General features: G+C 68.2%; 16 protein-coding genes. 7 read left to right on the top strand and 9 right to left on the bottom strand.

What is annotated here, in order from left to right:
• Positions 1–539 precede the first annotated feature (539 nt).
• Positions 540–857: a hypothetical protein gene (locus tag ACFYZJ_RS35250; RefSeq protein WP_388575311.1), complete on the top strand. Its 318-nt coding sequence runs from the start codon at positions 540–542 to the stop codon at positions 855–857.
• 1,437 nt (positions 858–2,294) lie between these two features.
• Here ACFYZJ_RS35250 and ACFYZJ_RS35245 read toward each other — a convergent pair.
• Together ACFYZJ_RS35245 and ACFYZJ_RS35240 are read right to left on the bottom strand one after the other, a co-directional pair.
• On the bottom strand, positions 2,295–3,878 hold the full coding sequence (locus tag ACFYZJ_RS35245; protein WP_388575308.1) for an FMN-binding glutamate synthase family protein: 1,584 nt from the start codon (positions 3,876–3,878) through the stop codon (positions 2,295–2,297).
• 106 nt (positions 3,879–3,984) lie between these two features.
• Positions 3,985–4,719: an alpha/beta hydrolase family protein gene (locus ACFYZJ_RS35240; RefSeq protein WP_388575307.1), complete on the bottom strand. Its 735-nt coding sequence runs from the start codon at positions 4,717–4,719 to the stop codon at positions 3,985–3,987.
• 368 nt (positions 4,720–5,087) lie between these two features.
• Here ACFYZJ_RS35240 and ACFYZJ_RS35235 point away from each other — a divergent pair, with 368 nt between their 5' ends.
• A complete protein-coding gene (locus tag ACFYZJ_RS35235) occupies positions 5,088–5,366 on the top strand; it encodes a hypothetical protein (RefSeq protein ID WP_388575304.1) in 279 nt (92 codons plus the stop codon).
• 141 nt (positions 5,367–5,507) lie between these two features.
• Complete coding sequence (locus ACFYZJ_RS35230; protein WP_388575301.1) at positions 5,508–6,023, top strand: hypothetical protein; 516 nt, start codon at positions 5,508–5,510, stop codon at positions 6,021–6,023.
• 37 nt (positions 6,024–6,060) lie between these two features.
• On the opposite strand, the gene ACFYZJ_RS35225 is transcribed toward ACFYZJ_RS35230, so the two are convergent.
• The 3 genes from ACFYZJ_RS35225 to ACFYZJ_RS35215 form a co-directional block, all read right to left on the bottom strand.
• Positions 6,061–6,651 (bottom strand): malonic semialdehyde reductase, encoded by a 591-nt coding sequence (locus ACFYZJ_RS35225; RefSeq protein WP_361258907.1) that lies wholly within the window; start codon positions 6,649–6,651, stop codon positions 6,061–6,063.
• A 34-nt stretch (positions 6,652–6,685) separates the two neighbouring features.
• A complete protein-coding gene (locus ACFYZJ_RS35220; RefSeq protein ID WP_388575298.1) occupies positions 6,686–7,066 on the bottom strand; it encodes a hypothetical protein in 381 nt (126 codons plus the stop codon).
• A gap of 321 nt (positions 7,067–7,387) precedes the next feature.
• A complete protein-coding gene (locus ACFYZJ_RS35215; protein ID WP_388575295.1) occupies positions 7,388–10,243 on the bottom strand; it encodes an AAA family ATPase in 2,856 nt (951 codons plus the stop codon).
• 157 nt (positions 10,244–10,400) lie between these two features.
• Between ACFYZJ_RS35215 and ACFYZJ_RS35210 the strand changes: the two genes are divergently transcribed.
• A complete protein-coding gene (locus ACFYZJ_RS35210) occupies positions 10,401–11,936 on the top strand; it encodes a 4-hydroxyphenylacetate 3-hydroxylase family protein (protein ID WP_388575293.1) in 1,536 nt (511 codons plus the stop codon).
• A gap of 19 nt (positions 11,937–11,955) precedes the next feature.
• On the opposite strand, the gene ACFYZJ_RS35205 is transcribed toward ACFYZJ_RS35210, so the two are convergent.
• From ACFYZJ_RS35205 to ACFYZJ_RS35190, 4 genes are all read right to left on the bottom strand, one after another.
• On the bottom strand, positions 11,956–14,175 hold the full coding sequence (locus ACFYZJ_RS35205; RefSeq protein WP_388575292.1) for a LuxR C-terminal-related transcriptional regulator: 2,220 nt from the start codon (positions 14,173–14,175) through the stop codon (positions 11,956–11,958).
• Between the two features lie 131 nt (positions 14,176–14,306).
• The gene (locus tag ACFYZJ_RS35200; RefSeq protein ID WP_388575289.1) at positions 14,307–14,795 is read right to left on the bottom strand and encodes a flavin reductase family protein; all 489 of its coding nucleotides are present in this window, start codon (positions 14,793–14,795) and stop codon (positions 14,307–14,309) included.
• A gap of 106 nt (positions 14,796–14,901) precedes the next feature.
• Positions 14,902–15,771, bottom strand: a complete 870-nt coding sequence (locus ACFYZJ_RS35195; protein WP_388575286.1) for a dioxygenase — start codon at positions 15,769–15,771, stop codon at positions 14,902–14,904.
• Entirely contained in the window at positions 15,764–16,897 is a 1,134-nt protein-coding gene (locus ACFYZJ_RS35190) for a maleylacetate reductase (protein ID WP_388575283.1), read from the bottom strand. The genes ACFYZJ_RS35195 and ACFYZJ_RS35190 overlap by 8 nt, the downstream gene beginning before the upstream one ends.
• A gap of 417 nt (positions 16,898–17,314) precedes the next feature.
• Between ACFYZJ_RS35190 and ACFYZJ_RS35185 the strand changes: the two genes are divergently transcribed.
• From ACFYZJ_RS35185 to ACFYZJ_RS35175, 3 genes are all read left to right on the top strand, one after another.
• Positions 17,315–18,157: a sigma-70 family RNA polymerase sigma factor gene (locus tag ACFYZJ_RS35185; RefSeq protein ID WP_388575281.1), complete on the top strand. Its 843-nt coding sequence runs from the start codon at positions 17,315–17,317 to the stop codon at positions 18,155–18,157.
• A gap of 61 nt (positions 18,158–18,218) precedes the next feature.
• Positions 18,219–18,590 (top strand): SsgA family sporulation/cell division regulator, encoded by a 372-nt coding sequence (locus ACFYZJ_RS35180; protein ID WP_388575278.1) that lies wholly within the window; start codon positions 18,219–18,221, stop codon positions 18,588–18,590.
• 57 nt (positions 18,591–18,647) lie between these two features.
• The gene (locus tag ACFYZJ_RS35175) at positions 18,648–19,508 is read left to right on the top strand and encodes a DMT family transporter (protein WP_388575276.1); all 861 of its coding nucleotides are present in this window, start codon (positions 18,648–18,650) and stop codon (positions 19,506–19,508) included.
• Positions 19,509–19,706 lie beyond the last annotated feature (198 nt).

The following is a 19,706-nucleotide window of genomic DNA, read 5'->3' as shown; positions in this document are numbered from 1 at the left end:
CGAGAACAAAGCTGACACCGAGGACGAGTGTGATCAATCCCAGGACCATCACTTTCGTCTGATCGCTCATCTGCGGCCATTCATTCGTGCGGAAGGCTCGGTTCCTACCGGCGACTCGAAGTCCTTGGCGGCCCGGACAGCGAGCTGGCCGTCGCCCGCACTGCAGGCCCGCAAGAGCTGCCGGACACACCCGACATCCGCGCGGGCGAGGGGAACGTGGCTACCGGTTTTCTGCCTGGCCAGAATGGCACGGCAAGGAACTGAGGCGCATCACATGATCTGGTGATCGGTCCGACCATTCCCTCCCGTGTCGCGAGTAACTCCTCCTTACTGGTGACCGTGCGATGGCGACGAGATACTCGACGGCGCACACAGGGATCGCCCTGAGTCGATCTTTCTGCGGTCAAGCCCGAAAGGGACGCCTCGAAGAAGGATGGCGGGCCATACGCCGACCAATCACTCGATCGTGTGATGCTCCCCGCCCGTTTCCGATCCATAGTGATTCCTGTTAGCGATCGATAAAACAAGGAGAAATGGTCATGGAAAAGCTCGCACATCGCATCGGGATCGCGACTGCGTCTCTTGCAGTCGCCGCAGGTGCTCTCTTCGCTTCCAACGGTTCGGCGAGTGCGGCCGCTTTCCCGGCGCACACGCCCACCCCCGCCCACTCAGGTGTGGTTGCCGGAACGGGAGCCACCGGCTGGAACCACGGCGGGTACGGCGGAGTCAGGAGTGAGGGCTACCGCCACCACGAAAAGCCCTCGGACGGGCACTGCGGCCGCTACGCCTACGACCGCTTCGACCGCTTCTACCCCTGGGTCTGGGACCAGCTCACGGAACTCGGACACGTCAACTGACCCAGGGTGTCCGTCAACGCGAACTCCCCGCCCCAGCATCACAGCCCGCACAACCGGCAGCGCCAAAAGCCGTCCAGCCCTCCACCCCTCGCCGTCGACTGCGCAAGGACCGCTCACTAGATTATGCGATGCACAGCGAACACTGATGGTGTTGGTATTTAGTTCCTGATAGAAGCCGGGCGTATTTTGCACGATGAGCGGTATTCACAGTTCCCTGAGCTCTACGCCAGCTGAGTCCCAACCTTCCTCGTCGCGTCACACGCGCATCCCGGAGTGCGCCACCACCGATCTCGACTCTCCGAAGTATGAGCCAGGCCAAACATTCACGGACGGACTGGAGCCCTGGCTTTCAGCGTGGCTGGCAGTCGGCCAGGAGAATCACTGACATGAAATGCCGTTCACCCATCCCCTCGTTGAAGCAGATGAGCCGACAATGATTGACACCGTCATCTGGTTGATCGGATTCCGCTACCACGTTGCCCCCGATCGTATAACTCGGTGCTTCTACCTGGTCGACAACGCCAGGGACCAGCAACAGGCTCGGCAGATGGCCGCCGAACGGGCAGAGACACCCGCCGAACGTGGACGACGCAAGCACCTCATTCTTGACCAGGCTTGGACCGAAATACGGTGCCTGCGCTGTGACTCCATCGGCAGATGGAAATTTGAGCTCGCGGAGGATTTCCGCTGAACGTCGTCCGCCACGGCCCAGCATGGCAGCGCCAAACCGGGCATGGTGTAGTAGCGGTGAGTCAGTCAGAGCTGGGGAGCGTAGCGAGGGTTTGGCATGGGTGGGACGGCCTTGGACGGGCTGTCCCACCAACGTGTGTCCGCCGCATCTAGTGACAGCGGCGGGCGCGTACTTGGTGGCGACGCCGCCATCCGGACCAGTTCACCGCGTGGTCGCGGCATGCAGGAGGGTGGCGGGCTTCAGCTGCCAGCGGACGACGGATTTCAGCTGGTGTGAGGTCCACGAGGTCGGGTGCGTCGGCCGGGTCACCCCATTTTCTCACTTCTGGACGGCCCTCACCGTGAGGAACGCGTGGGCGAGCATGGTGAGCATGATGTGCCGGCACTATCCCATGTAGCGGCGGACCTCGCACTTCTACGACAGTGGCCGCCAGCGGGGCGCAGGCGAGGTAGTACGCGATTTCGTCGGGCTTGCTCATGCTGCGGCGGCCCAGCATCCGCCGCTGCCAGGTCGGCTCGTCGCCGTCGAACTCCCACACTGCGGGCAAGGGGGCGGCTGCCCAGTCGTAGAACCGTTCGCCCTTGGCTCCCGCACCCGCCGACAGATGCTGCCATGCTTCGGGTGGGGCCTGGGCGAGGACGTGGTCGATGTGCGGGCCGTACACGGGCCGCGACTTGGGCACGGCGAAAAGCGGCGGGGTGCCGACGTCGATGGCGCACCCCGCCCGCTCACCGCGGCGAGACCAGTCAAGCGGCGAAACGATCAGGATCGGCGGCCTTCCAGTCCACCGCCCAGGACTCCGGCGGCTCGATCAGCAACTGCCCCGGGTCCAGCCATTCATATAGCTCCGCGTAGGAGCGGACCGTGACCGGATCCACGCGCCGGCGCAGCATGTGCGGACGCAGCTCGGCCGGTCCGTTCACGCCCAGCGAGGCGATGATCTTCAGGGAGCTGTTCACCGTGGCGGACTGGAAGCGCTGGACCCGGACCGACTTGTCGTCGACGTGCAACGCGCGGGCGCGGCGCGGGTCTTGTGTGGCGACTCCGGCGGGGCAGGTGTTGGTGTGGCAGCTCTGCGCCTGGATGCAGCCGATCGCGAACATCATGGCGCGAGCCGCATTGGTGAAGTCGGCGCCCTGCACCATGCGCTTGACGATGTCGGCTCCGGTGGCCACCTTGCCGCTGGCGCCGATCCTGATCCGGTCCCGCAGGCCGGCGCCGACCAGAGCGTTGTGGACCGTGATGAGGCCCTCGGTGAGGGGGCTGCCCAGATGGTCCGCGAACTCCAGCGGGGCGGCTCCGGTGCCGCCCTCCGCTCCGTCGATGATGATGAAATCGGGCGCGGTGCCCTCCTCGATCATGGCCTTGCACACCGCCAGGAACTCACGCCGGGAGCCCACACAGAGTTTGAATCCGACCGGCTTGCCCCCGGACAGCTCGCGCATCTCGGCGATGAATCGGATCAGTTCCCGTGGGGTGCTGAAAACCTCGTGGTATGGGGGCGAGATGATGGTCCGTCCCTCGGGGACTTCGCGTACCCGGGCTATCTCGGCGGTGACCTTCTCCCCGGGCAGCACTCCTCCGATGCCGGGTTTGGCTCCCTGGGACAGCTTTAGCGACACGCACTTCACGCTGTCGTGAGCAGCCTTTTCCGCGAACCGCGCCCGGTCGAAACGGCCGTCCTCGGTGCGGCAGCCGAAGTATCCGGTACCGATCTCCCACACCAGGTCGCCACCGTGCCGCAGATGGTATTGCGACAGGCCGCCCTCGCCCGTGTCGTGTGCGAAGCCCCCAAGGGCGGCGCCCTGGTTCAGGGCGAGGATGGCGTTGGCGGACAGCGAGCCGAAACTCATCGCCGAGACATTGAACAGGGCCATGTCGTAGGGCTTGGTGCAGTCCGGACCACCGATGCGGACCCTCGGCTGCTCCGCCGGCACCGGGCGTGGCCTCATCGACGACTCGAAGTACTCGTAGCCTTCGGCATAGACGTTCCGTTCGGTCCCGAACGGTTGCTCCGCTTCCAAGCCCTTGGCGCGCTGATAGACGAGACTGCGCACATCCCGGTCGTAGGGACGGCCGTCGTAATTGCGCTCAATGAAATACTGCTGCAATTCCGGCCGGATCGACTCCAGCATGAAGCGCACATGCCCCAGCACAGGGTAGTTGCGCAGCACCGAGTGGCGCTTTTGGAGGAGATCGTAGGTACCCAGGCCTGCCAACGCCGCGCACAGCACGGCGGCTGGCCACCACCAGGGAGATGCGGTCGCCGCAAAGGATCCGAATGCGACTGCGAGGACTCCAATAAATGCGATTGATGCAATTCTAATCACGTGCGAAACCTACTCCCGTCCCAGCAGCGTCACAATGTCTGAATGATGCGATTTACGGCACATTCGGTGCACGGAAGTCCTATCGGCTCCGGGTATGCGAATTCCGTCACGCCGGCCCGGCCTGGACCGAATCGCGGGCGTATCGGCCGGCCCATGCGGCCAGCAGCGTCGCGATATAGCGGGCGTCGGCACGATCGGTGAGCAGATGGTCGGCGCCATCGATCGCGACGAAGGACTTGGGGTGCCGTGCTGCGTCGAAGATCTGCTGGGCGTTCTCCACACCAACCGTCTCGTCGATCGGTGAGTGCAGCACCAGGAGCGCGTGACGCAGTCGGCGGATGCGCTCGGCCTGAGGCTGCGCGGCGATGTCGTCGAGGAACTCCCGACGGATGTGGAATACGCGGCCTCCGAGACGCACCTCGGCCTCCCCGTGCCGCTCGATCTCCTCCCGCCTGCCGCCGAAAGTGTGCACGACGTGCTCCGGGTCCGCAGGCGCACCGATCGTGGCCACCGCCGCCGTTTCGGGTATCCGGTGCGCGGCGGCCAGCACGGCTGCGCCGCCCAGCGAATGCCCGATGAGGAGGGACGGTGCCGTGAAGTTCTCGCGCAAGTGGTCGGCGGCGCGCACGAGATCGTCCACATCGGAGCTGAATGTACTGTCAGCGAAGTCACCCCCGGACTCACCGATGCCGGTGAAGTCCACACTGAGGACCGCGATTCCGCGTTCGGCCAGCTCCCGGCAGATCCGAGCGGCCGCCAACCAGTCCTTGCCGCATGTGAAGCAGGGGGCGAATACGGCGTATGCCCAAGGCGTCCCCTCCGGCTGATCCAGGCGCGCCACGAGCGGGACGCCCTGCGAGCCTAGGAACTCGATTTTGCTACTGCGCCTGGACATCCCGGCCCTCCACGCTCCCGACCCCGATCTGGTTTCGCGTGCCACTTTTCTTCGGCAGACGACCGCCGAGTCAAGAAAACTCGAGCGGTATCAGCTCTCTGGGCAGAGTGGACCGGAAAGGAACTGAGAACATCGCACAGTCTAGCGATTCATGTGACTATCAGGTCTCGACTCAAGCCCACAATACATACCTGCAGCATGGCGCCACCTGGGCAGCAGTCAATCACCAGATCATGCGATGCACTACACACCTTCCTGATCGAAACTGGCCGCGTTGGCAGTTTCTACTCCCCGGAAACCAGGGAATGATTTTTTTGCGTACCAAGAACAAGCTCGTACGGCGTATAGCGACCACCGCCGCCGCTCTGGCATTCGCCGGAGGGACCCTCCTCGTCGCCGGGGGTTCCGCGAACGCGGCTGCTCTTCCGGCCGACGCGCGCGTCCCTGCGCGAGCGGGTGCGGTGGCCGAGACGGGAACCGTCGGTGGGCACCACGACGGACATCGCGGACACGTCTGGGACTCTTCCAGGTACGACCGCTTCTACCCGTGGATCTGGGAGCAGCTGAAGACGTTCGGGTTGGCACGCCCGTAGTGGGTGACACCGGCATCGCCCGCGGCCCGAGAGGTTCGGTGGCACACCGCGGGAATATCCGGAACGACGTATACGGCTGTGCCCATGTGGAATCCGGGAAACCCGCCGGTGTCGGAGGAAGTGCGCGAGGACGGACCGCAAGTGACCAAGGAACATACCGGCCACCGCGGCCTCGCGCCGGACCGCCGCAGGAGGCACACCGCTGAGCTGCTCGCCACATGCGCCGCCTGTCTCATACCCTGGACCGTGATGCTGGGGCTGACGCTGCCGTCGTCCCACCACGTGCACGAGTGGCGCCTGACCTGGGTCGGATTCGACGTGCTGCTCATCATGGCGTTGGCGTCCACGGCGTTCCTGGCCTGGCGGCGCAGCCGTTCGGTCATTCTGTACGCGCACGCCACAGCAGTCCTGCTGATCTGCGACACCTGGTTCGACATCTCGCTCGATGTCGGAACTGAGGACGTCTGGATGGCGGGGGGTCTTGCCCTGGCCACCGAACTGCCGCTCGCCGCCTTCCTCATCCACCGGGCACACTCCCTGATCGCCCTGCTGCCGTGGCCGCCCGCGCACACCGCCATCGGCGACACCGCCGGGAGCCGGACGAAACCGGTCCCGGAGGGGGAGACCCTCCCCCCGGGCCTGCGGACGCGTGGATGACCGGAGGGGTTCCGGAGCTCAGATGCCTGGCAGTGGATCAGACGGTCGTGACCACTTGGGCGTACGTCAGGCGTGGGGAGCGCGGGAACCAGGCATTCTCGCCCGGCCTGCCGATGTTGACGACGGCGAGAACCGAATGCTCGCCGTCGCTGAAGAACTCCTTGTCGATGCCCTCGGCGTCGAAGCCGGTCATCGGTCCCGCGGCCAGGCCGGCCGCGCGGACGCCGATGATGAAGTAGCCGACCTGGAGGAGCGCATTGAGCCTTGCGGAACGCTCACGCACCGCACGCTCGGCGAAGAGATCCCTTGCCTGCGGGAAGTGGGGGAACTGGCTCGGCAGTTCCTCGTGGAACTCATTGTCCGCGGCGAGGATGGCGACGAGAGGGGCGGCCGCGGTCTTCTTACGGTTTCCCTCGGACAGGTGTCCGGTCAGGCGTTCACGCGCCTCGGCGGAACGAACCAGCACGATCCGCAGCGGCTGCTGGTTCATGCTGGTGGGACCGTACTTGACCAGTTCGTAGATGGCCTTCACCTGGTCGTCCGTCACCGGGTCGTCGGTGAAGGTGTTGGCGGTACGAGCCTCCCGGAACAGAAGGTCCTGGGCTGCGGGGTCGAGTGCGAGTGACATGGTGAACCTCTTACTGTGTGTGCGGCTTTGGTATCTAGGTGATTCGGCGAACTGAGAAACAGAGGAACTGGGCGCTGACAGCAAGCAGATAGACAGCCGTCGTGGTCGTCCCGACGAGCCCCCGCAGGAAGGGACCGGAACAGCACCCTGCGAGCAACAGGCTGACCAGCGCAGCGAGAGCCGCCATGGGTAGATGGAAGGCGGCCCATATCCACGTGCCGGCCGGGGCGGACCTCTCCGGCTTCATGGGGGAGCCGCCGTACGCGACGGCACCCAGCCCGACGAAGGCGAGCGTCGCACCGGCGAGGAGTGCCAGGACTTCGGCCGTCCCTGGGGCGCCCCGATCGGACGACGTCACGGCGGTGGCGGTCCACAGCGCCAGGGTGTATCCGTGCGGGGCCGCGCTCGCGGCCACGGCTGCACGGAGCTGGCCGCGGTCTCCGCGTCCGGCGACCGCGCCGGTGCCGACCGACCCGGTCCGCGGTTGACCATCCGTCCGCGACACGGGGGAAAGTCTTCCCACGCCGGTACTCCTTCTCGAGCGCCTGGTACGCGGCCCGGTCTGCGCCGGGGGAACGACCCGGTCGGTCTCCGGGCTCAGCCGTCCGCATGTGATCGGATCGCTGACGGCACCGTTCCTGTGGCGCCGTCGCGACCAGGATCACCCGTACGTCATCCGCCTGCATCGCCCATTCACGGGATCCTCGCCGCCGCGCCCCGCCGCCGCAGGCGTCGCTTAGTCCGCCCTGTCGGCGATGCCGCCCCGTTCGATCGCCAGCCGGGTCAGTTCGACTCGTGTGTTGATGTCGAGCTTGGTGAAGATGTGCTTCATATGCGTGTTGACGGTATGCACGGACACGTAGAGCCGGTCGGCGATGGCCCGGTTGGTGAGGCCCTCCACGACGAGCGGGATGAGCTTCCGCTCGGATTCGGTCAGGCTCTCCCATCCCGCTGCGCCGGTCTTGTGGTGCCGTGGGGCAGCTGTACGTACGCCGAACTGTCTGAGGCGCCGCATGATCCGTTCGTGATCGCGCAGGGCTCCGCATGCCGACGCCAGCTCACCCGCCTCTTCGAAATACGGGATCGCCGACGTGCTGTCGCCCGACGCGGCCACGAGGTCCCCGAGGTCCTCGCAGACCGCGGCCAGGCCCAGCCGCCTGCCGGTGCTCCGGTAACCGGTGACGGCGGACGCCAGTGCGTCCCGGTCGTGGTGGAGCAGGCCGTCCACATGGGCACGGACTGTCCCGACGATCTGCTGGCCGCCGTCCTGTGCGGCCAGGGTGCGCAATGCGCCGGACACGGCGTGCGCGAGCGAGGGGTCCTCGCCGCGGAGCGCCATGCGCACGATCCCGGGCCAGTGGGACGGCGGCACCGCAAGCAGGCGTGCCGGCTCGGCGTCCGTGAAGCTGCCGCCGATCGCCGCTGCCGCTGCGGTGTCCCGGCCCTCCGCGTCGGCCAGGCAGGCGCGTGCGAGCGATACCGTCAGTCCGAACCGCTGGGTGCTCGTGCCGGATCCGGCTTCGGCGGCGCGGAGATGGTCCCTGGCTTTGGCGAGGTCACCGCGTCTGATCTCCACCAATGCCAGGACGGAGCGGGCCTGCGGATTCGGCTGGGTGATCTCGAGTTCGTCGGCCACCATCAGACTGGACTCGGCCTCCACGGCCGCGTCGTCCAGCGCCCCCTGTTCGAACAGCGCGCAGGCACGGCTCGCATGCCAGTGGGGAAGCGACCAACCCAGGCCCAGCGTCTCCGCTTCGCGCTGCCCCTCCCGCAGCACCCGCTCGGTGTCCGCGAGCCGGTCGGTGGCGGTCAGCACCGTGGCCAGCCACAGCGCGGGAATCCGCGGAGGCCGCAGGTAGAGTACGCCGGACTCCGTGCCGGCGGCGCGTGCCGTGGCCTCCTCGGCGAGCTCAAGGGCGCGGGCCAGGCGCCCACGGTAGAAGAACGTCTGCGACTGGAACACCATGGCGCTGACGACGACGGCCGGGTCCTCGCTGCGGTAGGAGGCCTCGACCAGTCCGATGTCGGTCTGCTCGGCAGCGGTGATGTCCCCGAGGTACACGTGGCCCGTCGCCTTGGTCTTCAGCAGCCTGATTCGCAGGTCAGTCGGCAGCCCGGGAAGGACCAGAGCCTGCTGGAGGTGTGTCATCGCTGCGGCATCATCGCCCGCGGCCTGGTGGATCTCGGCAGCCACCAGGCGCAGACGCGCCTCCTGCACCGGCTCCAGCCGGTCCGACAGGGTCGCGTCGACCAGGTCGAGCGCCTGGTGCACCCGGCGGGTCCGGCCAAGGTACTCCGCGGCGTCGGTCAGCAGGGCGATGCGCCGCCGGTCGTGCAGGGGCAGCAGTCCGGCGATCTGCTGAGCCAGGTCCGCAGCCGCGTCGGGGGCCGACGAGGACAGTTCCCGAACCGCGGTGGTCAATGTGGTCACGGCGTCGTCGTCGACCGGGCCGCCCGACAGGACGACGTGCCAGGCCACCTCGGCCGATCGTGCCCCGATGCCCCGCAGAATGTCGGCGGCCTCCCGGTGCAGAGCGGTCCGTACGGCCGGCGCCAGATTCTCGTGGACGGCCTGCCGCATGAGGTCGTGGCGGAACGCCAGTCGTGGCCCGTCGCCGGAGAGCAGACCGGCGTTCAGGGCCGCCTCGACGCCCGACAGCAGGCTGCCGACCTGCCTGCCGAGCATGCGGGCGGCCGTACCGAGGTCGAACTCCCGGCCGAGGACGGACCCGATCTGGAGGAGGCGCACGGCATCCTCCGGGAGCCGGTCCAGACGCGCGGCGACGCTCCGCCGGAAACCGACGGGGATGCCGTCGTGCAGCAGGCTCGCCACGCCCGCCTCCACTTTGACGGCGTCCGTGTCGACGAAGGCGCGCACCAGTTCGATCGCCAGGAACGGATTGCCCCCGACGCCCTGCAGGAGCCGGGCCAGAGCGGGTGACGGTTTCGCCCCGAGGACGTCGGCCGCGATGTGCTGCAGCTCCTGCTGCGGCAGGGGACCGAGGGTCAGCCACCGGGCTCCGAGGCGTTCGAGGTCCTCCCGCACCCTCGCAACGGTCGGCCGCTCGGTCTCCGACCGTACCGCCAGCACCCACAGGATCCGCGAAGCCGCCAGTCGCCGGGGCAGGGTGCGCAGCACCAGGAGCGTGGCCGGATCCGCCCACTGCGCATCGTCCACCAGCACGGCCACCGGGGCGCGCTGGGCACGCTCCTCGAGAGCGTCCGTGATGCTGTCCAGCAGCCACAGCCGCTGATCGTCGGTGGCCGCGGCCACTCGTTCGGAACCGTCGGAGAACTGCAGGGCGGACTGCAGGGCGGCTCCGGCGGCGTACTGGTCGAGCTCGTCGGCGCGTACGGACACCACGTCGAAGCCGGACCGCCGTGCCATGTCGTCCAGCTCCGCCAGCAGCCGGCTCTTGCCGACGCCGGGTGCGCCTTCCACGACGACGCAGGCACCCCGCCCGGCACGCACCGCGTCCAGGGCCTCACGGACGGCCGCCATCTCGCGGCCCCGTCCCCTGAGGCGCAGGCCGTTCACGGCCCGGTGCCCACGCCCACCGGGCCGGTCACCCACGGGGTCTGTGCTGCGCATGGGGCCAGCATGCCGCACGGCCACATCGCCCTCAACGCCGGTTCATGTGTGCCCGGCGCTTTCACCCGGGTGATTGCAGGTTCCGTGCCGTCCGCTCACCCCGCCACGACACATCCTTCGGGGCGTCCAGATCTCTTGCCCCCGAGAGGAGCACGACGTGCGTACAGGCAAGGAATACCTCGCGGCATTGAACGACGGCCGCACGGTGTGGGTGGGTGACGAACTCGTCGACGACGTGTCCACGCACCCCAAGACCAGGGCGTACGCCCGGAGCATCGCGGACTTCTACGACCTGCACCACCGTCCCGACCTCCAGGACGTCATGACGTTCCTGGACGAGGACGGTGTCCGGCGGTCCATGACATGGTTCCAGCACCGCTCCAAGGAGGACCTGCTGCGTAAGCGGCGCTACCTGGAGACGGTGCAGCGGGAACTGGGCGGTGGTGCGATCCCGCGCACGCCGGACGTCAACAACTACGTCCTGCTGACCTACGTCGACGACCCTGAGCCCTGGAGCAGCCAGTCCGTCGGGACCGACGGGCGGGACCTCACCGGTGGGATCCTCGACTTCTGGAACGTGATGCGGGACGGCGACCTCAACGCGACGCCGGCCTTCGTCGACCCGCAGGCGGACCGCTCGCGCGATTCCGCACAGGCCATCTCCCCCGCACTGCGGGTGGTCGCCACCTCGGACGAGGGCATCACCGTGCGGGGTGTGAAGTCGATCAGCACCGGCGCGGCCTTCGGGGACTGGATCCACATCGGCGTCTTCTACCGCCCCGGCATCGTGTCGGAGCAGATCATCTACGGGGCGGTGAAGCCCAACACCCCCGGGGTCACCATCATCTGCCGCGAGAGCAACGTCCGCGACGGCGAGGAGGTGGAGCACCCGCTCGCCTCGCAGGGTGACGAGCTGGACAGCATCATCGTGTTCGAGGACGTGCTCATCCCCTGGAACCGGGTCTTCCACATCGGCAACCCCCAGCACGCCTCGCTGTACCCGCAGCGCGTCTTCGACTGGTTGCACTACCACTCGCTGGTGCGTGCCATGGTCAAGGCCGAGCTGATGCTCGGTCTGGCCTTGCTGATCACCGAGCACATCGGCACCTACCAACTGCCGCCCGTCCAGGCGCGGATCGCCCGGTTCGCCGGCTTCCTCCAGACGCTCAAGGCGCATGTGATCGCCTCGGAGGACGAAGGCTTCTTCACTCCCGGCGGCATCTACAAGCCGAACGTTCTGATGTTCGACTTCGGGCGGGCCTACTACATCGAGCACATCACCGACCTGACCCACGAGCTCATCGACCTGTCCGGTCGTGCCGCGCTCATCTATCCCACCGAGGGGCAGTGGGAGCGGCCCGAACTGCGGCCGTGGCTGACGGCGCTGCAGACCGGACCGGTCGGCAGGCCGCACGACCGGCTGAAGATCAGCCGGGTGATCCGCGACATGTTCCTGTCCGACTGGGGCGACCGCATCAGCACCTTCGAGAACTTCAACGGCACGCCCCTGCTGGCCATCCGAAGCCTCACGATGAAACGTGCCGAGATGTCCCCCACCGGCAGCATGGCGGACCTCGCGCGCAAGGTCTGCGGCATCGAGAGCGTGAGCAACGATGGGGAGCAGGAGACCGCGTACCTGGCCCAGGCGGACTACGCCCGACGCCAGGACGCCTCTCGTCAGAACGACTCGTAGCAGGATGCCGGGGCCCGGGTCAGAGCATGCCGCACTCCCGGGCCCTGGCGACCGCTGCGCTCCGGTCGTGCGCACCGAGTTTGCGGAAGACCGCCCGTACCTGTGTCTTGACGGTGTTGTGGGACACATAGAACTCGGCGGCGATCTCACGCAGTGTCAGCGGACCGCACAGGGCGCGGAGCACCCGGCGCTCGCCGAGCGACAGCTCCTGGGGGCCGGACACGACGAGCGGCACGACGGTGTCCTCCCCGACTCCCCCGAGCAGATCCGTGAGCACTCCTGGTGACTCGCACCGGGCCGCTGCCCGCTCGGCCGCCTCACGGGCTTCCCGCGCGGCGTCCGCGTTGCGTCGCGCAGTGGCAAGTCGTGCCCGTGTGCCGTGATACAAGGCGTGCATCTGGGGTTCGCTGCCTGTCCTGGACGAGTGCGCCAGCGCCGCTTCCGCATCAGCCAGAGTCCGTTCGGCCTCGTCGGCCCGTCCCTCATCGAGGAGCAGGCCGGCCCTGCCGATGTAGGCGGGCGCCGCGACGAAGTGCCGCTCCAGCCCGGCCGTCCCGGCCGCGTCCAGGGCTTCGTCGCTCAGCATGCGCGCCGGCTCATGGCGTCCGGCCAACAGGGCGCACAGCGCCCGCAGCCCCAGCGCGCGGACGAGCGTCAGGCCATGCCCGGCGGCATGCGCGTCACGGGTCGCCTCGCCGAGCAGCGCCTCGGCCTCCTCGTACTGGGAGGTCCACAGCAGAGCGGTACCGCGGGCCGTACAGGCCAGGGCACGCCAGGAAGTCAACGGGACGGTGCCGGCGAAGACGGTTTCGGCGAGACGGTCGCCGGTCAGGACCTCCCCCTGCAGCCAGCAGGCCACGGCCCGGGCGACGGCCGCCGCATCGGACACCGTGCTGCCTTCGCCGACCTTCTCCGCTCCCGGCCCCCTGAGCCGGACCACGTCCAGCCAGCGCCGGGCCGTTTCCGGAGCACCCCCCGACAGGTCCGCCATCGCCGCCACGACGCACAGTCTTGCGTCGGCGGCGACCGTGCGGAGCGGCAAGAGCTCCAGCCATTGTCTGACCTCCGGACCACGGCCTGCCGAGATCGCCTGTTCCCAGTCGTGGAGTATCGACGCGACGGCGGCGGCCTCGTCACCGCCGCGCACCCAGTGCCGTACGGCCGCGGTGGTCTCGCCCTGCCGTGAGTACCACCGAGCCGCCGCCCTGTGCAACGACACGGCGGTCTCGCGCCCTTCGGATCCGAGAAGGTCGCAGAGCAGCGCGGACAGTGCACGGTGACGCCGGTATGCCGAGGGATCGGCGGCTACGGGCACGAGCAGTTGGACGGTCCGTGCGAGCTCGCGCAGCAGTACGCCCGCCCGGTCCCCGGCGAGGGCTTGGCACGGCCCGGCACTCAACTCGTCGAGCACACTGGTACGGAGCAGGAACTCGCGCTGCTCGGTGGTGAGCCGGTGGAGCACCTCGGTGGCCAGGTATTCGGTGACCGCTCGCCTGCCGCGGGTCAGGTCGGCCGCCGTGTCGGCGTCGTCCGACGAGCGAGCGAGGGTACGGCCCATGATGCACAGCGCCGCCGCCCACCCCTCGGTGGTCTCGTACACCGCGCTCAACGTGTCCGGGGCAGGAGCGGACCCGAGCAGATCGGTGAGCACGGCCTGTGCCTCCTCGGGGGTGAAGGCCAGGTCGTGCCGGTCGAGTTCGGCGATCGCGCCCCGGGCGCGCAGGGTCGGTACGGGTCCACCCGGAACGTGACGGGTCGACAGAACGACGCGAAAGCCCTGCGGAAGCCTTGTCAGGAAATCCGAAAGACTGCGGACCGCATCGACGTCCGTGATCGATTCCACTCCGTCGAGGATCAGCGCGAGCGGTCCCTGTCCGTCCAGTCCGTTCACGAGTCTCGGCAGGATCTCCTCGAGCCACGCGTCGAGTGTCCACTCGCCGCTGTGGGGGCGGACGGGGAGTTCCGGCCGTACGTGCTGCAACGCCCGCAGGATGCCGGCCCAGAGCCGGCCCGGGGCGTTGTCGTAGGCGTCCAGGCTGAGCCAGGCGCACGCGCCACGAGTTGCGAGGCTTCGCGACCACTCGGTCAGGAGCACCGTCTTTCCGGCACCGGCGGGCGCGGAGACCACCACCACGGGCTCGGTCGACGCGTCCAGCCGGCGCAAAAGCCGGGGGCGGGTCAGCTGGTGCGGGGGCTGGTCCCCAGGACGCAGCTTGAAGGTCGGCACGGAACTGGTCATGGCACCTTCGGCGGAGTCGGGACTAGTGGAGCCCCCGGCGTCCGTGGCTCGCCTGCAGGAGGCGGACGCCGGGGGCCGTAGTGGACCGGGGCAGGGATACGGCAGCCTTCGTCGGGCCGCTGTCACCTGCGCTAGCAGGGGGGCCTGAGCGTGCCGAAGTCTCCGCCGAAGTGGAGCAGCGGCCGGCCTTCCATCCGGTGTTCGAAGTGACGGACGTCGCCCACGAATATGGTGTGATCGCCGCCGGGCAGCGCCGCGGCGACGTCGCACACGACAGCCGCGATGGCGTCCTTCAGCACCGGCACGCCGTGGTCGTCGATGGTCTCCACACCCGCGAACTTGTCCGGCTTGGAGACGGCGAAGTTCCGCGCGAGGTGCTCGCTGTCCTCGCCGAGGACGTTGACGGCGAAGCGACCGTGCTCCGCGATCGCGGTCCGCGTGTAGAGTTGGTTGCCGATGCACACGAGTAGTTGGAGCGGCTCCAGCGACAGTGCGGAGACGGCGCTCGCCGTCATGCCGATGGGCGTGCTGCCCGAGCATGTGGTGATCACGCTGACACCCGTGGCGAGCCGGCTCATCGTGGCTCGGAACCCGAAGACGGCATCAAGGGTTTCACTCATTTGAGGACCTCCGTGAATTCGGGGCTGAACCCCGCGGTGTGATGAAGTGTTTGACATCGGCCGTCGTCGTGGATGACCGGCTCCCGTCGTGGTGGCGCCGTGGGGATCAGTCCGTGACGCAGGGTTCGAGGACGAAGGTGTGGCGCAGCAGGGTGTACGGCACGTCGGTCATGCCCCGGCAGGGCCCGGCGTCGGCCGGGTAGGTGTCGTAGCGGTCGACCAGCGACTCCTTGACGCCGAACACCGGATCGGTGTCCAGGTGCGGGTCGTCCGAGGGGAAGAGCATGGTGGTCACGCGCTGGAATCCCGGCGCTTCGATCAGCAGGTGCACATGGGCGGGACGCATGAGCGACCTGCTGGTCGCGCTCATGAGTTCGCCGACCGGGCCGTCACCGGGTATCGGGTAGCTGGACGGGCGGATGGAACGGAAAGCGAAGTGCCCCGTCTCGTCGGTGCGGAACAGCGCGCGCATGGCCGGCTCGTCCAGGCCGGGCACCTCGATGTCGTAGTGGCCGTCCGAGTCGCTGTGCCAGACGTCCACCGCCGCGTCGGCCACCGGCGCTCCCTGGTGGTCCACGACCCGCCCCTCGAAGAACAGCGGGGTACCGGTCAGACCCCCGGAGATGTCGGCGGCGTCGGCCTGCTGCGGTCTGTCCTCCCTGAAGTAGGGGCCCAGCACGCTGTTCTGCGTGGCCTGGCTGGGGCGTCGGTTGGTCAGGGCGTCGACCAGCATGGTGACTCCGAGCACGTCGGACAGCAGGATGAACTCCTGACGCGTCGGGGTGCACGTCTGCCCGGTGCGCGTCAGGAAGTCGACTCCCCGGGCCCATTCGTCCTGCGTCAGTTCGACGTCGCGGACGAAGGCGTGCAGGTGCCGCACCAGTGATTCCAGGATCTCGGCGACGCGGGAGTCCTTGGTGTCCCGCATGGTCGAGATCACGGCCTCGGTGATGGTGTCGCTGGTCAGATCACGCATGACGCGCTCCCGTGGTGGTTGGGTGGTGGGTCGCGGACTCGGTCCGGGGATGTCCGTCGCCGGGTGATGTGCACGGCGGCTGTCCGGCCCAGGCGCGGGTCAGGAGGGCGCGTACCGCCGTCCGTTCGACTGGCCGCGGGTTCCAGTAGCCGTCCCGCACGATGAGTTCGGCCGCCTGCTCGATGCCCGATTCCGGCATGCCGAGGTCCCGCAGTGCCCTGGGGGCGGCGAGCCGTCCCGCGAAGTCGAAGAGTCCCTTCGCGGCGTCGGCCGCCGACAGCGCCCTTGCGATGCGTGCCATGGCCTCGGGCGCCGCCGGTGCGTTGTAGGCGACGACGTGCGGCAGCACGACCGTGTGGGTTTCGGCGTGCGGAAGCCCGAACGTGCCGCCCAGGACGTGGCACACCTTGTGGTGCAGGGCCATGCCGACCGTGCCGAGGCACGTGCCCGCCAGCCACGCCCCGTACAGGGCGTCGGCCCGCGCCTCGCGGTCGTCCGGACGTTGTGCGACGACCGGGAGGGAGCGGATGAGGGATTCGAGCGCTTCACCGGCCATCAGGAAGGCGAGCGGGTCCCGGTCCTGTGCGTAGAGGGCCTCCACCGCGTGCGCCATCGCGTTGATGCCGCTGACCACCGATGCCGCCGTGGGAAACGTGAACGTCAGGTCGACGTCGTACACCACGGTCTTCGGCAGCACTTCCGGCAGCCGGCGGGTCGTCTTCCGGCGCCCTTCGGTCTCTCCGAGGATCGGCGTCATCTCCGAGCCGGCGTAGGTGGTGGGCAACGCCATCTGTGGCAGCCCGGTCCGCAGAGCGATCGCCTTGCCGAGGCCGATCGTCGAGCCACCGCCGATGGCGAGCACCGAGTCCGCTCCCACGGTTCTGGCATACGCGACGGCCTTCTCCGTGACCTCGACGGGGGTGTGCGGAGCCGCTTCCGTGAAGGTTCCCACCGCCGCCGTAGCCAGTACGTCGTGTACCTCCACTGCCTGGCCCGCTTGACCAGGTGTGCACAGGATGAGCACCCGACGGCATCCGAGGGCATCAGCCTCTTCAGGGATACGGCTGCGCGTGCCGGTGCCGAAGACCACCTTGGTGATCTGTCCCCGATGCACGAATGTCTTCATGAGAATTCCCCAGTCCCGCCGTCTGCTTGGAAGCAAGACTTTCGATGCCTGAATGACGGGGGTCAACGTCATCCGCGAGGGATAACGGGCGCCGGCGTTGAAATACCTTGTTCGTGCGACAGGCTCCCCGCCCGGGGCCTCCGGCTCTCGACGGACATCACTCGTCTGCGTGATGCGGTGGGTGTCCATGGGCTGGATCGTGGATCCGGACCTCTGTCAGGCGGATATGCCGGTCGAGGTCACCAGAACGGCGTCCGAGGGGTCCGCATTCACGAGCGGCGAGGGTTCAGGTCGGGGGGTGCCGAACCCAGGAATGCGGCCGCTGTCCATGCGTCTCCCGGACTAGGTGCGGACCGGTCCGGCGCGCACCTGATCGACGGCTGAGATCCGGCCGTCGTCCCCACCCCAGGAGGCACCATGACCGGAACCGGACCCAACTGCGAGGCCGAGCCCGACATCCCGCTGAGTCCGGCGGCGACGGGGACGACCGATGAGGACGCGAAGGCCGTCGCGGACCACGACATGCAGGCCCTCTTCGAACCGGCACTGGTACACCGTGACCGGCTTTTCGCGGCCGCCGTGCGGATGACCGGCAGTCCGACCGACGCCGAGGACCTGCTCCAGGAGACGTACGCCCGGGCCTACGCCTCGTTCCACCAGTTCCGCGAGGGCACGAATCTCAGGGCCTGGCTGTACCGCATCCTCACCACCACGTTCCTCAACTACCGCCGCAGTCAACGCAGGCGGCCGCAACGCGACGACACGACGGCGATCGAGGACTGGCAGATCGCCCGCGCGGCCTCGCACACCTCGTCGGGACTGCGCTCCGCTGAGGCCGAGGCGCTCGACCACCTGCCGGACTCGGACGTCAAGGCGGCGCTGCAAGCCGTCCCGGAATACTTCCGGACGGCGGTGTACCTCTTCGACGTCGAGGGCTTCACCACCCGTGAGATCGCCGACATCATGCAGACTCCCGTCGGCACCGTGCTGTCCCGACTGCACCGAGGTCACCGACGGCTGCGCTCGCTGCTGGAGGGTTATGCCCAGGAGCACCGTCTCGTCCCGGCGGGCCACGTTCGAGGCAGTGGGCCCGCACCACGGGCTGGTGAGCGAGGTCACCCGGGACGGCGGCGGAAGGCGGGATGCACGCAGGGGGCAGCGGTGTTCCAAGAGCGCATGGAACACCCGTTGACAGCCCTCCGGCCCGGCGTCCGGGACAGCCCCGGGCCGGAGGGCTCGACTCCCGTACCGAGTGAGTGAGGATGAGATGCCGAGACCCAGCACCGGTGCCGTCGATGCCGAGCTATGTGCACTCCTCGTCATGCCGGACGGCTCAGCGGTGCCCGTGTCCACGCGACTGGGCTATCGTCCCGACGATCCCTACGCGGTCAATGCGACCTTCCGCCTCGGCGGTGACCGGGCGGTCGAGTGGTTCTTCGCCCGTGAGCTCCTGAGAGAGGGGCTGCTCCAGCCAGTCGGTATCGGCGATGTCCGCCTGCGCCCTGCTTGGCACCAGGGACAGCACATGGTGCAGATCGTCCTCACGCCGCCCGCAGGACGGGCGGACCTCATGTTCCCCTGGCCGGTGGTGACGGAGTTCCTGCAACGTACCGATGCGGTGGTGTCACCCGGCACCGAGCACGTGCATGTCGACCTGGACGCCCAACTGATGCATCTTCTCGCAGAGCACTGACCCACACCCACGATCGATCGATCATCGATCACAGCGATCTCGGGACAGGAGACCACGATGATGACCGTGCTGTCACCGATCTTCGCTCTGCTCGCAGCCGCAACCAACGCACTGGGAACCGTGATGCAGCGCCGGGCCGCCACCGTCGTCCCGCAGTCCAGCGGTCTGCGCATCGGCCTGATGTGGGACCTGCTGCGCACACCGGTCTGGCTGCTCGGCATAGGTGGGGTCGCCCTCTCGGCGATCTTCCAGGGCGCCGCGCTGGCCACCGGCGCCCTGGCGGTCGTACAGCCGCTCTTCATGCTGGAGTTGCCGTTCGTACTGCTGCTCGCGAGCATCGTCTTCGGGCGCCCGTTGCCCCGGGCCGGCTGGGTGCCCGTCGGCAGTATCGGGGGCGGCCTGGGCCTGGCGTTGTTCGCGGCCGCGCCGACCGGTGGCACTCTCGGGATCCCCGCGGCCCGGTGGGCAGCGGTACTGACCTGCTGCCTGCTCGCCGTGGTGGTGCTGTGCAGCGTCGCGGTCAGGCTGCCCAACGGCGCGGCGCGCGCCGCGTGCATGGGCCTGGCCGCCGCCGTCTCCTACTCCCTCACTGCTGCGCTCATGAAGTCCTCGACCGCCGCCCTCGGGAGCCGGGGTATGGGTGCCTTCTTCACCACATGGCAGACCTATGCGTTCGCAGCCCTCGGCGTGTGCGCCCTGTTCCTGCTGGAGAACGCCATGCAGTCCGGACCGCTCGTCGCCTCCCAACCTGCCCTGACCCTCGGGGACACCCTGGTGAGCCTGGCGCTCGGCGTCACCCTCTACGGGGAAAGACTGCGTGGTGGCTGGTGGCTGACCCTCCAGGTGCTCGGGCTCGCGCTGGTGGCGTACGGGGTCGCCCGCCTGTCACGTCAGCATCTCGTTCCCGCAGGAACGTGAAATACCCGATTCGTGCGAGAGCGGCCGACGGCACAACGCTTGAATCGGAGCCAATATCGCCGATCTGCGGGATGGCCAGGCGCGCCGTGGCATCGGACCGTGGAACCAGGTCTCAGCGGACGGCCCCGGCAGGCTGAATGCACATCGGGCGGACATGTCGGCGGCGTAAAACACTCCGCGATGGACACAGAATTCACG

The organism is Streptomyces sp. NPDC001848, from assembly GCF_042891915.1.
Taxonomy (GTDB): Bacteria; Actinomycetota; Actinomycetes; order Streptomycetales; family Streptomycetaceae; genus Streptomyces.
Note: the sequence above shows the minus strand (reverse complement) of the source record. Positions and strands in the feature narration are given on the sequence as shown.

Coding starts and splice junctions, on each gene's coding strand:
- ACFYZJ_RS35200 (WP_388575289.1), bottom strand. CDS start 14,795: ATGAGTGAAACCCTTGATGCCGTCTTCGGGTTCCGAGCCACGATGAGC.
- ACFYZJ_RS35180 (WP_388575278.1), top strand. CDS start 18,219: ATGCCGGACGGCTCAGCGGTGCCCGTGTCCACGCGACTGGGCTATCGT.
- ACFYZJ_RS35215 (WP_388575295.1), bottom strand. CDS start 10,243: ATGCGCAGCACAGACCCCGTGGGTGACCGGCCCGGTGGGCGTGGGCAC.
- ACFYZJ_RS35175 (WP_388575276.1), top strand. CDS start 18,648: ATGATGACCGTGCTGTCACCGATCTTCGCTCTGCTCGCAGCCGCAACC.
- ACFYZJ_RS35250 (WP_388575311.1), top strand. CDS start 540: ATGGAAAAGCTCGCACATCGCATCGGGATCGCGACTGCGTCTCTTGCA.
- ACFYZJ_RS35195 (WP_388575286.1), bottom strand. CDS start 15,771: ATGCGTGATCTGACCAGCGACACCATCACCGAGGCCGTGATCTCGACC.
- ACFYZJ_RS35225 (WP_361258907.1), bottom strand. CDS start 6,651: ATGTCACTCGCACTCGACCCCGCAGCCCAGGACCTTCTGTTCCGGGAG.
- ACFYZJ_RS35205 (WP_388575292.1), bottom strand. CDS start 14,175: ATGACCAGTTCCGTGCCGACCTTCAAGCTGCGTCCTGGGGACCAGCCC.
- ACFYZJ_RS35190 (WP_388575283.1), bottom strand. CDS start 16,897: ATGAAGACATTCGTGCATCGGGGACAGATCACCAAGGTGGTCTTCGGC.
- ACFYZJ_RS35185 (WP_388575281.1), top strand. CDS start 17,315: ATGACCGGAACCGGACCCAACTGCGAGGCCGAGCCCGACATCCCGCTG.